The organism is Sporomusa sp. 246TCP1, from assembly GCF_057319775.1.
This window is the reverse complement of record NZ_CM170492.1, coordinates 564,759-578,456: the sequence shown is the minus strand read 5'-3', so window position 1 is coordinate 578,456 and position 13,698 is coordinate 564,759. Positions and strand designations below refer to the sequence as shown.

Below are 13,698 nucleotides of genomic sequence, written 5' to 3'. Positions count from 1 at the left end.
CAAATCACTGGTCTATAAAGACCCCCTTATCCATCAACCATTATAACCCACTTCCAAAGTTGAATAAAGCATTAACCCTCTTTCCTCAAATACACTTTCCGGAGTCGCTTTGTCTGTTACAATCACTTCGATATTAGCATCAGAAAACACATAAGAAGGCCCCTTGCTATGAAAACCGTTTTTTACCAAAACAAAATCAACCATCTTCTTTGCCATGAATTCAGCCGACAAAATTCCTTTGCCCTTTTCAGTTTTGCTGAAAGGATTCTCCACGACATCTATCTTTTTTGCCGTTTTATTCTCTATATCAAAGGTTACAAACATAAAAAACAAGGCTTCGCCAAAATGACTGCTGATTGAAGATTGATCCTCGGTTAACGGCAGCGCATAGACAATCTGCTCCTTCTGTACTGGTTCATAATGAATAAGAATCTGGTCAATATTTTTAACCTGCTCTTTAATACGCCCTTCTATTTTATCTGCAACAAAATGCGCTTTATTCAAGTTACGCGTCTTAATCACTATGCTGGTTTCAATAAATTTAAATCTTCCGGAATTGCGTCCAGTTAACGCCTTCACGCAAACTACTTGAGGTGTATCTATAATAATTTTCTCTACTTTGCTGAGCGTTTCATAATCCAAGGACGCGTCTAAAAGCACCCTGACCCCATCCTTTAATATTTGAAAACCTGTTTTTATAATAAAACCAACAATGATAACCGCCGCCATTTTATCTAAGTGATAGCCTATCATACTTGAAGCAATAGCAAATAAAACCACGACGTTACTCAATACGTCAATACGAATGTGTGTTGCATCGGCTAGCAAAATTGGCGAATTGATTTCTTGCCCTATCTTCATTTCATAACTAGAAAACCAAAAAGTAAGCGCTATAGAAACTAACAAGCTTGCTATGGCAAGCCACAAATCTTTCAAGCCCTCTTGATTGTTATTAACCGCTTCTAAAACAATTTCATAACCTGAATAAAGAATTACTAAAGAGATCACCACAGACATTAGATTTTCTATTTTATAAAGGCCATATGGAAAAGACTTTGTTTTTCGCTTAGCAAGCTTTACCCCTGCAAACACAGTTACAGCCGCAATAAAGTCTGCAAAACTATGAAACGCTTCCGCTTTTAGAGCAATGCTCCCAGAAGCAAGCGCAGACAAATACTTTATTCCAAATATAACAAGGTTTATAGCAATTGAAAGCACCGCTACCCTCTCGCTTGCATCCATTTCAGTCAACCCCTTCCTAACGCCGAGGATCTTTTTCAATCCGGCAACTTTCCTAAGACAGTAACTCCGCCTTTTACGTGATCGCCTTTTTTAACTAAGATTTCAACCCCTCTTGGCACAATAATTTCTGTACAAGATCCAAATTTAATCATTCCGTACAATTGTCCCTGCTCTAATAAACTGCCTAAAGTAACCCAAGACACGATGCGCCTGGCCAACACTCCGGCAATCTGCGTAACCAAAATGCGCATATTGGCACTTTCCATACCAATAGTATGACGCTCATTTTCCCAGCCTACAGAATCCTTATACGCCGGGCGAAATCGACCACAACAATACTCTTGATATTTAATTTCCCCGGCAATTGGGCTACGGTTCACATGGACATCCAATACCGATAAAAAAATGGTGATTTTTGTTCCTTCACCATTCAAAAATTTTTCTTCAAACTTATCTGCAATACTCATTACTTTTCCATCAGCCGGCGAAAGAATATTCCGGTCATTAAAATCTATACACCGGCGTGGATTACGAAAAAAAAAGACCATAAACAAAGTGAGCACACCCGGAAATATACTCCAGTAAGGGCCCAGTAAAACAGCAGTAAGACCCGATAAAACAGCAAGCGCTGCAATATATATATAACCATCTTTAATAATCAATGATTTTATCTTCAAAGCAAGTTCCCCCTATATACAGCCCTCAAAAACTAAAGGGATTCGTCATATTTCCGACCACTTCTTTGCACTGACAGTCAAAACAATCATATGCCCTTATCCGCTTTTATAAGCTGAATGATAATAGCACACTCAATTCTCTTTTTTTGAAATGTACAGGCAATGTGATTCGGCTCGGAAATACTGCCATTTGAAAAATAGGCATTGGCGTGGCAGCCTCCGGAACAAAACAATTTAGCCCAGCAATCCCTGCAAGCTTCTTTGGTCAGAATATTATTTTTCTTAAACATCTCATACATTTCATTATTATTAATGCCAGTTACCACATTCCCAAGCACAAATTCATCTTGACCTACAAATTGATGACAAGGATACAAACAACCGTCAGGAGATACCGCCAAATACTCATAGCCGGCTCCACAAGCTGTCACTCTTTTATATAAACAGGGGCCGTTGTAAATGTTTATATTAAAGTGATAAAAGCTAAGCTGCTGATCCTCGGATAGTCGCTTAATATACTGCAATGACAAATTTTCATATTCTATCAGTACATCGGAAACATCCGACTCTTTAAAATGCAAGCTTCGACCGAAACCTACCACCGGCTCCACGGAGATTTCTTTAAATCCCTGATCAAAAAGATACATAACATCCTTAGAGAAATCTTTATTTTTAGCGGTAAAAGTACCACGTACAAAATAGCTTTTCCCATTTCTGCCGGAAACAAGATTCCGGGCCAAAGGTATTATTTTGTCGTGACTTCCACGCCCCGCCCTGTCATGGCGAACAGCGTCATGCACTTCTCTGCGGCCATCAATGCTTATGACCACATTGTCCATGTTATCATTGATATAATCAATTTTTTCTTTATCAAGCAATGTTCCGTTTGTTGTAATTGTAAAATAAAAATGTTTATCTATCGTCTTTTCAAGCTGCCTGCCGTATGCAACAACGTCCCTAACCACATCAAAATTCATTAGTGGTTCGCCGCCAAAAAAGTCTATTTCAATGTTGCGTCGATCCTGCGATCCTGCAACAAGATAGTCCACAGCTTTCAATGCAATATCCGTGCTCATTAACTTTCGTCCGCTGTTATAATCTCCTTCTGACGCAAAACAATATTCACATCTTAAATTGCAATCATGGGCTACATTTAAGCAAAGCGCTTTCAAACTATGATTAACCGATTTAGCGCCAACCGCAGCTTCCAAATTACTTGCCGAAGAAAACAGCATTCCATTTTTATGTAAATCTTCAATTTCATTATAAGCTTCACTAATTTCGTTGACGTCATATTTATCTTTAAGTTTTTCTTGTACACTTGTCAACGAGGGCATTTTCTCTTCACCCTTCAATAATCCAAAAGTAACACCGTCGAGCAAATGTATTGCCCCACTGTTTCCGTCCACTGCAATATTATATCCATTCAAGGAATACGTATGAACCACTAATTCTGCTCTCCTTTTCGTGCACTGCCACCTGCTCCAACGATAACTTCAATGTTCTTTTCGTTAAAAATATCCTTCTTGTTACAGAAAATTAATTTTTGAAAAATCGATATTTCCTTCGGCATCTACTAATTTTGCATCGGCATGAACATACTCGATTTTACCGATAAACATCTCATGTGATCCCGTCATAATCGAATCAACGATCGTGCATTCGATATTGACCGGACAATCCGGCAAGATTGGCGCATTGACTTTTTTACCGTCGGCAAGTCTGACTTTCGCCGCTGCCAATTTATCATCATCGCGTTTACTATGACTCCCCAAATAAGCAAAAGTTTCCTGATAGCTTTTATCAACAAGGTTTACCACAAAGCAACAGGACTCTTTAATCAGCTGATATGAATAGCGAGTCGGAACAATACCTACCATTACCATCGGCGGGTTATAACTGCAATTTCCGCAATAAGCTACCGCGAGAACATTGTTTTCGCCATTTAAACCTCGGCAGGAGACCAGCACTTTGGGCAGCGGTTGAAGGCAAGATTTCATATTTGCCGAACTTTTTTCCATGTTATTCACATTCCTTTTGTTGTTTATTTAACCCATTACATTTGAAGCGAATTATTCTATTATTTCCGTTAAAACTTCTTCCCTTCGCATCTGTTTTTGTCCGCATCTTTGTCTACGGCATCCTCCGCAGCCATGCAGTTGTTCACTTTCGTCGTAAAGCTTATAGTCTCCGCCTTCAATCTTGAGAATACTTCCATTAACCAAGGAATCAGCAAGCTTGCCTCGTGCATCATTATAAATCTTCTGAACGGTCGCACGTGCGACATGCATCCTTTCAGCGCACTCTTCCTGCGTCAAGCCGTCAAGATCGATAAGACGGATAGTTTCATACTCTTCAACTGTCATCGCAATAAATTCACTGTCGACATTTGGCCTGTTTAGCGGCCCATAAAGGTTGCTCTCCGGCAGACAACAGACTTTTTTCCATTTTCTAGGTCTTGGCATATAAGTACACCTCGTTTAAACGCCATGAATTAAAGCCTGTGCAAAATCCAGACCTCTTCCAACCATCGACCTGCACCCATTGGGCCTATTCCATCTCTTCCCAGCGTTTTAAACCTTCCCCTTTCTATTTAATCTCTCTTCCTGGCATGCTTATTCTCTCACATATTATTGACATATGCTATTTGTGCTTTCATTATATCTCTTTTTTGGCATATGTCAATAATCATTTTTTCTTGCACTAAGTGAACTCGTTTCATCATGCTGAAACATTGGGGATTCAGGTGGAGAGTCTACTCCACCTGAATAAACGCCACCTGTAAAAGTAGGAGTCTTGACTCGCGAAACAAACCAAACTGTCCACCCGTATCCTACAACTAGTTTAGCAACTATGCTATAATTAATTGAACATTTCATTTGATTGGGGGAAATTCATGTCCTATAGTGTCGAAATAATACAGCAGCAGGATCAAACTACCAGTAATTGGTCTGGCGGCACAACAACGCAAATTGCCATTTATCCCAAACAATCCGTTTATGCTGAGCGCAATTTTATTTGGCGTATTAGCTCGGCCCACGTTGATTTAGATAAATCGAATTTTACTTCCCTACCAGGAATCTGGCGACTAATCATGGTACTGGAAGGAGAAATGAGACTTGAGCATACAGACCACCATAGCATCTATCTAAAACCGTTTGAACAAGACAGCTTTAGCGGTGATTGGACAACCACAAGCTTCGGGAAAGTGCGAGACTTCAATTTAATGCTGGCAGAAGGCTCTTCCGGAAAATTGACAGCGATTACCCTAGCCCCAAAAACGACTCGTGCATTGGACATACACAACCCTAATTCTGACCATTTTTTACATATGACCTCAGCACTCTATTGTGTTGATGGAGCACTAACTATCCGTATTCCCACTGGTGAAATTTACAAGCTAACCGCCGGAGATATGTTACTGGTAACTACTAGTCAACCAATGGAAAACCTGCCTGTTACCTTATCTAATGCGGGAAATAACCTGACCCGTATAATTATATCAGACATACAGTATCGTTAAAATTAAGAAAGCACTATTTGTCTTAGTTGACAAATAGTGCTTTAGCCAGGCTTATAGGAATTTTTTCTTTCCTCAGCATCTTTGGCAGTTTTCTCAAAGAAAGCTTCAGCATGTTCCGGGAATTTATTCATTATTCTGAACGGCAAATGTCAATGGTTCCAGATCAGATGAATTTGCTTATTATCTACTGATAAATTCACCTTTGACCCTACTCTTAAAGCAAGTTTTTGCCATTCATTCCGTGATACGGCTACATTCCAACATCCGCTTCCCCGACAGATCAACTCAACATGCGTGCTATTTATCATAACTTTTTCGATGCTAGCTTCCCATGTATTAGGTTTGTTTAAAGACAAAATATTGCTCAAAGCTATCTCTATCTGTCCGGCATGAAGCATGACATAGACATCATTTTGATTTCTGCCCAGGACCAGCTTCTCAGGCAATGGCCCCAATGACCACTCGTTTTCCCTATCTCTGAACCGTGATATACCATTAATAGTTTCGATTATTCCTTTGATAATATTTTCACTTTGGAGAAAACCAGCTACAAAAAGCGAACGGGGCTGTTGAAACACAGTCAAAGGTTCTCCCCGCTGCACTATTTTTCCGTTATTCATCACAATTACCTGCGTTCCAAGCTGTAAAGCCTCATTAAAGTCATGTGTCACATGAATTATTCCCAATCCTTCTGAACGATGTACTTCTCTCAGCAATTCCCGCATAGAATGGCGTGTCTGAGGGTCCAACGCAGATAATGGCTCATCTAGCAAAAGAACAGGCGGATCAACTAAGATTGCTCTAGCTAGGGAAACCCGCTGTTTTTCTCCCCCGCTTAAGTCGCGTGGATACCGCTGCAGAAGATGAGAAATCCCCATTGCTTCCGCTAGTTTGTCTAGTCTTTTTAGTGTATTTGTTTCTCTGTGCTTTTTTTGAGCTCTGGCTCCGAATAAAATATTGTCTTTTACATTTAAAAAAGGATAGAGTAAGCTATCCTGGTAAGCAAATCCCAATCCCCTTGCTTCTGGAGGCCATGTGGTAATATTATTATTACCCAAAAATATTTGCCCGCCAACCGGTTTACGCAATCCTGCCAAAGTCTCCAGCAACATTGTTTTTCCGCAGCCAGTAGGACCTAAAATAATTAAATACTCCTTACTGTGCAAAGAAAAGGAAATATCTTGTAAGTCAAACTCCCCAGCCTGGACGTAAAGCTTTTCAACTTGAAAAAAAGCTGTTTTCATACCTGCACCTCATTTCGCAGGACCATTTTTAAAATAATAAGCAGCACCAGGGCAATAAAGAGCATAACAATAGCCGTTGAAATAGCAAATTTAATATCGCCAATTGACATATTAAGGAAAACTGCCACAGAAAGTGTTTCCGTTTTCATCCGGGTGATTCCCGCCAGCATAGCAGTGGCTCCGAATTCTCCCATAGCACGCGACCAAGCCATCATAATTCCGCTCATAAGTCCATTTTTTGCTAAAGGCAAAGTAACCTTGAGAAAAACCATTGGAGGAGAAAACCCTAAAGTGCGGGCTACTTTCTCCATCCGTTGGTCAATAGAAGCAAACGACTGCTTAAAGGTTTTGATAGCAAAAGGCGTTGCAATAAACCATTGAGCGACAATAACTCCTAACGGAGTAAATACAATATTTATACCAGCTTGGGCCAGATGCTTCCCCCAAAACGGACCAAAGAAAATTAATAAAGCAATCCCGCTGACCAAGGGAGGAAGAACAATTGGCATATCCAGTAACGTATCCAACAAGGCACTGCCGGGTAGTTTATATCGAGCTAAAAGATAGCCGCAAGGCAAGGCTGTAATCGTCGCAAAAATTGTAGCCAGTAACGATGTCTTCAACGTAAACTGTAAAGCAAAGTAAAATTCTGGTTGATTCAGAACATTAAAAAGTGTACCGATATCACTATAAGACAATAATCCAATGATTAGTAACAGGAAAAACGAGATGATAAAGGCAAAAACTATCCACAACGCACTAAAAAAAGTAGTATTTTTCAGTTGATTAGGATTATTTGGTCTTGAATCCATATTTTTCAAAAACAGCAGGGCCATTCTCCTTCATGTATTGCATAAAATCTGCTGCCAGTTCTTTGTTGGTTGAATAGACTAAGGAAGCAACCGGAATCTGCTCCACTTCATTTACTTTGGGGTCAATTGGAATGACTTCTATTTTTTCTTTATCTTTAAAGGTATTGCTATATTCAACAATACCTGCATTTCCTTGCCCCATGGTGATTACAGCCAATACCTTAGCAGGACTCTCTAAATTGGCAATAATATTATTTTCTATTTCAGCACTTTTTCCTGTTTTATTGAAAATCTTATATGCTGTTCTGCCAATAGCAGTAGCATCCTTATCAGGGATCACTAATTTTACACCTTCCTTGGCAAGGTCTTCAATCCCCAATACCTGACCAGGGTTTCCCTTTGGTGTAATGATCACCGGAGTATGATAAGCAATCGGACCAAGCACCTGATCAATAATTCCTTTTTGCTTAGCTTTTTCTACAAAAGATATTCCACCTGGCATATAGATATCGCCTTTTTTCGTTGTGTCTATTTGATTCATTAACGCGCCCGAATTGTTAAACGTAAGTTCCACTTTTACTCCTGTTTTTTTCTCATAGGTTGCTACGAGATCGCTAACCGGATCTTTGAGGTTCGCTCCGACATAAGCTAACAACGTTTTAGGTTCTTCATGCTTTTGCAGGACTTCTTTGCTGCAACCTCCAAGTAACAATAGACTCACAGACAGAATTGCAATAAAGATCATACTTCTTAGTTTAACATTATTATCCATTATCCCATATCCCCCTTATGTAATAGATACAGATCTTGCTCACCAAGTCCAAAATGAGTTACTTCAGGTTATATCAAGCGGCATATCATCGCATAAATTCTAATTTACCGGTACAAAACCGCTCTTTTTAAATACAGCATCCCCAATTCCGATTGACTGTAAAACTTCAATGCCATGGCCAACAGGCGTGGATGTAGCATCGGCTATCCCATAAGATTTACGGCATTTTTTGTCAAATCCTTAAAACTGGTTAAACCTAGCGGTAAATTTTTTGCCACATTATTTCCTCATTAAACTCATAATATTACATGGACAAATATAAGTCAACAATATCAAACTATTAATCGCATTATTATTTATATTTGTTCATTGTTATAGCATTTAGTGAAAAAAAGACAAATATAATTAACAAAACAAGTTCGACTTTAAAAATTTTCCAATTTACTTTACTAACATCAAGCCAAATTCTTGACATTCCCCTTTGAATATTATATATTAATTGTGAAATATGTTTCATAATATTGTATCTTGGCCATTCGCTTGTGATTAAGAATGAGCTAATTGATACTTAACAAACAATCAAGTCCACAATTGCATTGGAAGTATGTCTGCAGGCAAATGGAACCTACTTGACTGCTCGCTTACCTCGGTGATGCATATATACTATCAAAAAAGGAGATTTATATGACACTTTTAGAAGAAGCAAAAACAAAGCTTTCACAGTTAGCTAAAGATCATAATTGGGCATTTAATGAAAAAGTTATGATCGTATCTGCACGCAATCTTACGCCTGAAGAGGCAATTGGGCAACCGGATCGCGATGATTATCCTCTACTTACTGGTAAAGAAGTCATGATGGAAGCACGATTGCGTGATGGCGTAGGACAAGCCTTCACTGATCAACCTGGAAAATTCGAAGGTACTCTTGAAGATGTATTACAACTGCCACTTGATACCAACTTTCATCGTGCAGTGTTTGTTGCAACTCTAAATGCAGCGATGCGAAGTTTGCAGATGATGGAAGCAACAGTCCACTGCAAAGATAAAGAACCGGCCCTTTGTGCTAAAGAACTGCCTGCCTATATTGAAAAAAAATATGGGAGACCCAAAATCGCCTTTGTCGGCTTACAGCCGGCCTTAATTGAAGCACTAAACAATGCGTCCTTTGAACTTAAAGTCACTGACCTAAATCCGGATAATATCGGTCAAATCCGTTGTGGTGTTCGTATCGAGGATGCAGCCCTTAATTCTCAGCACGCCCGTTGGGCAGATATCGTTTTATCTACAGGAAGCGTCTTAGTAAACGATACTTACCACGAATTGTCGCAAGGAAAACCCGTAATTTATTATGGTGTAACGGCAGCGGGACTAGCAAAATTATTTGATTTGCCAAGATTTTGTTTCTGTGGCCGCTAAATGACATCCCGCCATCCAACTGACTCTGTCACCTTCTAGAACCATATTATACACATTTCAAATTCTCACCGTTAATTTTCAAATTGGAGATTGCAATATATTAGGTCTCTGATAGCTAGTCTATCAGAGACCTAATTAAGCCCGCATAGCTCATGTTTTATTATGTCCGAGTACCATACCCGAAAAAGAAAGCACCCTTGCCCTACCTAGGTAGGCAAAGAGTGCTTTCTTTTTTGACTATCTTTTCAACTATAGCTGAATCTTCTTAGCAACTGTCGGCTGTTGCTGCTTACATATCCTTGGCCAAACGCTTATAGGAATTCCTTCTTTCCTCAGCGTCTTTGGCTGTTTTCTCAAAGAGAGCTTCAGCAAATTCCGGGAATTGCTTTTTGAGTGAAGCATACCGAACTTCGCCCATGAGGAATTGTTTAAAATCAGCTGTCGGTTCTTTGGAATCCAGGCTAAACGGATTCTTACCTGCTTCTTTAAGAGCCGGGTTGTAGCGATACATATCCCAGTAACCAGCCTCAACAGCTTTTTTGGCTTCAAGCTGGCTATTGCTCATATTGATACCATGGTTTATACAAGGTGCATAAGCAATAATGAGAGACGGACCAGGATAAGCCTCAGCCTCAGCAATGGCTTTGAGGGTTTGGGCTTTATCAGCACCCATCGAGATTTGTGCTACATAAACATAGCCATAACTCATGGCTATCATGCCCAAGTCTTTTTTCTTAGTAGTTTTACCGCTAGCGGCAAATTTAGCAATAGCTGCAGTCGGCGTGGATTTAGAGGCTTGCCCACCAGTATTAGAATATACCTCGGTATCAAATACCAGAACATTAACATCTTCGTTGCTGGCCAGTACATGATCAAGGCCACCGAAGCCAATGTCATAAGCCCAGCCGTCACCACCAAAGATCCACTGCGAGCGTTTTACGAAGAAATCTTGATTATCATAGATATCATTTAACAGCGCATTATCGCCCTTTTCAGCAACCAATAAACCAATAAGCTTATCGGCGCGTTCGCGGGTACCACTGCCATTGTCTTTATTAGCCAGCCAATCTTCCATGGCAGCTTTGAGAGCGGCACTGCTAGTAAGCTTGATAGCTTCTTCTACTTTAGCAGCTAATGTATCACGAACCTTTTTCGCGCCAAAGTACATACCCAGACCATATTCGGCATTGTCCTCAAATAAGGAGTTCGCCCAGGCCGGGCCATGACCCCGGTGGTTTTTGCAGTATGGCATTGAAGGTGCGCTAGCGCCCCAGATGGAAGAACAACCAGTAGCGTTAGCCACCATCATACGATCACCGAACAGTTGCGTAACAAGCTTAGCATATGGGGTTTCACCACAACCAGCACAAGCACCAGAGTACTCTAACAGCGGCTGCTCAAACTGGCTTCCTTTAACTGTCAGTTTATTCATCGGATTGGATTTCGGAGATACATTCATTGCATAATCCCATAAAGGAATTTGATTATGCTGAGATTCCTGAGGCTTCATGATCAGTGCTTTTTCTTTAGCCGGGCACACTTGAACGCAGTTGCCGCAACCGGTGCAATCCAGCGGAGAAACAGCTATCCGGAAGTTCAGGTCATTTATACCTTTACCATTCTTAGCAGTAAAGCCTTCCGGAGCTGCTTTGATTTCTTCCTCATTTACCAAAATAGGGCGAATGGCAGCATGCGGACAAACATAGGCACATTGGTTGCATTGGATACAGTTATCTGGTTGCCATTCGGGAACATCAATGGCAATACCGCGTTTTTCAAAAGCTGCAGTACCTGTTGGGAAAGTGCCGTCTGCCATGTCCACAAAGGCACTGACAGGTAGGTTGTCCCCTTCCTGACGGTTCATAGGAATAAGGATCTTCTGAATAAACTCTGGAACTTCGCAAGCAGCGGCAGCCTCGTCCTCAGCTTGTTTCCAAGCAGCAGATACATTAATCTTAACAATAGCATTAACACCTTGATCAATAGCCGCATTATTCATATCAATAATTTTTTGGCCTTTTTTGCCATAAGAATCAACAACAGCCTGTTTAAGATACTTAACAGCATCTTCCAGCGGAATGATATTAGCCAGCTTGAAGAATGCTGACTGCATAATCATGTTAATCCGGCCACCCAAGCCAATACTCTGGGCAATACCAACAGCATCCACTGTATAGAACTGTATGTCATTTTTAGCAATAAACTGTTTCATCGCGGCAGGTAATTTCTCATCAACTTCCTGCTGGCTCCAAATGCAGTTTAAGAGGAATACACCGCCTGGCTTCAAGCCATCCAGTACATTATATTTATAAACATAAGACTGATTATGACAGGCAACAAAATTGGCTTTATTAATAAGATATGGTGATTTAATCGGAGTTTTGCCAAATCTTAAATGAGATACAGTTATGCCGCCAGACTTCTTGGAATCATAGGAGAAATAGCCTTGGGCATACATATTGGTGTGGTCGCCGATAATTTTGATAGCACTTTTATTAGCACCAACCGTACCATCAGAGCCTAAGCCCCAGAATTTGCAAGCCGTTGTGCCTACAGGTGTAGTGTCAATATCATAACTAAGAACAGGTAACGAGGTATGGGTAACGTCATCGACAATACTTACCGTAAAGCCATCTTGGGGTTTGTCAAGACGAAGGTTTTCAAATATAGGAACAATATGTGCCGGAACCACGTCTTTTGAGCCTAAACCGTAACGACCACCAACAATAACTGGCTGGAATTCTTTGCCATAAAAAGCATTCTTAACATCAAGATATAATGGTTCAGCAATACAACCAGGTTCTTTAGTACGGTCAAGCACAGCAATTTTTTTAACTGTTTTAGGAATATATTTGAAGAAATGCTCCAATGAAAATGGGCGATACAGGTGTACCGTCAACAGACCGACTTTTTCGCCTTTCGCATTCAGGTAGTCAACCGTTTCTTCAATAGCTTCACAGGCTGAGCCCATAGCAATAATCATGCGGTCGGCATCTGGCGCACCATAGTAGTTGAAGAGATGATAGTCGCGCCCAGTCAATTTGTTAATTTCCACCATATAGTCTTCGACAATAGCAGGCAGATTTTGGTAGTATTTATTTGCTACTTCCCTTTCCTGGAAGTAGATGTCCGGGTTTTGCGCAGTACCCCTTACTACCGGATGGTCAGGATTAAGTGCGTGGCGACGGAACGCAGCAACAGCATCCATATCCACAAGTTTTTCTAAATCGGCATAATCCATTACCTCAATTTTTTGTACTTCATGAGAGGTGCGGAAGCCATCAAAGAAGTTAACAAATGGTACTTTCCCTTTAATTGCTGCCAGATGAGCTACGGCACCTAAATCCATAACCTGTTGAACACTGCTTTCAGCCAGCAGAGCAAAACCAGTTGCGCGAGCTGCCATAACGTCTTGATGGTCACCAAAGATATTTAAGGAGTTTGCTGCAAGTGCTCTGGCACTAACATGAAATACACAAGGTAAAAGTTCACCAGCAATTTTGTACATATTAGGAATCATGAGCAGTAGGCCCTGGGATGCGGTATAGGTAGTAGTCAATGCCCCTGCTTGCAAAGAACCATGCACTGCACCGGCAGCACCACCCTCAGATTGCATTTCTACTACTTTGACAGGTTGCCCAAAAATATTCTTTCTGCCTTCCGCAACCCACTCATCAACGTGCTCAGCCATTGGCGAGGACGGTGTAATCGGGTAGATAGCGGCGACTTCAGTAAATGCGTAAGAAATATGAGCTGCAGCAGTATTTCCATCCATTGTTTTCATTTTTGCCATCGGGATATCCCTTCCTTTACATATAAAAATATATTAGAAATAGTAATTACTAGTTCTTAATGACCTAATAACCACAAATGAGCCACGCAAAATTGAAATTCTTAACATTACTGTTTTATACATTCTTTTTAAAAAAGCAGAATCCTGCTTTTAAAGTATTTTTTGTGCAAAAATACTTATTTTTTTTTGTTTTTCAACGTTTCACAATTGCAATTGTTT

The 13,698-nt window shown here is 40.4% G+C and carries 11 protein-coding genes; 2 read left to right on the top strand and 9 right to left on the bottom strand.

Translation table 11 applies throughout. The features are described from left to right. Positions 1–33: 33 nt before the first annotated feature. From AC1ECB_RS02820 to AC1ECB_RS02800, 5 genes are all read right to left on the bottom strand, one after another. Positions 34–1,242, bottom strand: coding sequence for a cation diffusion facilitator family transporter (locus AC1ECB_RS02820; protein ID WP_485667365.1), 1,209 nt, complete (start codon positions 1,240–1,242; stop codon positions 34–36). A 35-nt stretch (positions 1,243–1,277) separates the two neighbouring features. Then, the gene (locus tag AC1ECB_RS02815; RefSeq protein WP_485669262.1) at positions 1,278–1,913 is read right to left on the bottom strand and encodes a phosphatidylserine decarboxylase family protein; all 636 of its coding nucleotides are present in this window, start codon (positions 1,911–1,913) and stop codon (positions 1,278–1,280) included. Positions 1,914–2,005: 92 nt separating this feature from the next. Beyond that, positions 2,006–3,367: a thioether cross-link-forming SCIFF peptide maturase gene (scfB, locus tag AC1ECB_RS02810; RefSeq protein WP_485667364.1), complete on the bottom strand. Its 1,362-nt coding sequence runs from the start codon at positions 3,365–3,367 to the stop codon at positions 2,006–2,008. Between the two features lie 81 nt (positions 3,368–3,448). Then, complete coding sequence (locus AC1ECB_RS02805; protein WP_021167050.1) at positions 3,449–3,940, bottom strand: flavin reductase family protein; 492 nt, start codon at positions 3,938–3,940, stop codon at positions 3,449–3,451. Between the two features lie 51 nt (positions 3,941–3,991). Beyond that, on the bottom strand, positions 3,992–4,384 hold the full coding sequence (locus AC1ECB_RS02800; protein ID WP_485667363.1) for a DUF134 domain-containing protein: 393 nt from the start codon (positions 4,382–4,384) through the stop codon (positions 3,992–3,994). Between the two features lie 431 nt (positions 4,385–4,815). Between AC1ECB_RS02800 and AC1ECB_RS02795 the strand changes: the two genes are divergently transcribed. Further along, positions 4,816–5,442 carry a HutD/Ves family protein gene (locus tag AC1ECB_RS02795; protein WP_485667362.1) on the top strand — a complete coding sequence of 209 codons (627 nt, stop codon included), beginning with the start codon at positions 4,816–4,818 and terminating at the stop codon, positions 5,440–5,442. A 149-nt stretch (positions 5,443–5,591) separates the two neighbouring features. Here AC1ECB_RS02795 and AC1ECB_RS02790 read toward each other — a convergent pair whose 3' ends face one another. The 3 genes from AC1ECB_RS02790 to modA are packed head-to-tail and all read right to left on the bottom strand — an operon-like array spanning position 5,592 to position 8,270. Continuing rightward, the gene (locus AC1ECB_RS02790) at positions 5,592–6,686 is read right to left on the bottom strand and encodes an ABC transporter ATP-binding protein (protein WP_485667361.1); all 1,095 of its coding nucleotides are present in this window, start codon (positions 6,684–6,686) and stop codon (positions 5,592–5,594) included. Then, on the bottom strand, positions 6,683–7,498 hold the full coding sequence (locus tag AC1ECB_RS02785) for an ABC transporter permease (protein WP_485669261.1): 816 nt from the start codon (positions 7,496–7,498) through the stop codon (positions 6,683–6,685). Before AC1ECB_RS02785 ends, AC1ECB_RS02790 begins: the two co-directional genes overlap by 4 nt. Further along, complete coding sequence (gene modA, locus AC1ECB_RS02780) at positions 7,479–8,270, bottom strand: molybdate ABC transporter substrate-binding protein (protein ID WP_485667360.1); 792 nt, start codon at positions 8,268–8,270, stop codon at positions 7,479–7,481. The genes AC1ECB_RS02785 and modA overlap by 20 nt, the downstream gene beginning before the upstream one ends. A gap of 684 nt (positions 8,271–8,954) precedes the next feature. On the opposite strand from modA, the gene AC1ECB_RS02775 reads away from it, so the two are divergent. Continuing rightward, complete coding sequence (locus tag AC1ECB_RS02775; protein WP_485667359.1) at positions 8,955–9,686, top strand: Rossmann-like domain-containing protein; 732 nt, start codon at positions 8,955–8,957, stop codon at positions 9,684–9,686. Between the two features lie 289 nt (positions 9,687–9,975). Here AC1ECB_RS02775 and nifJ read toward each other — a convergent pair whose 3' ends face one another. Then, positions 9,976–13,479, bottom strand: a complete 3,504-nt coding sequence (gene nifJ / locus AC1ECB_RS02770) for a pyruvate:ferredoxin (flavodoxin) oxidoreductase (protein WP_485667358.1) — start codon at positions 13,477–13,479, stop codon at positions 9,976–9,978. Positions 13,480–13,698: the final 219 nt, after the last annotated feature.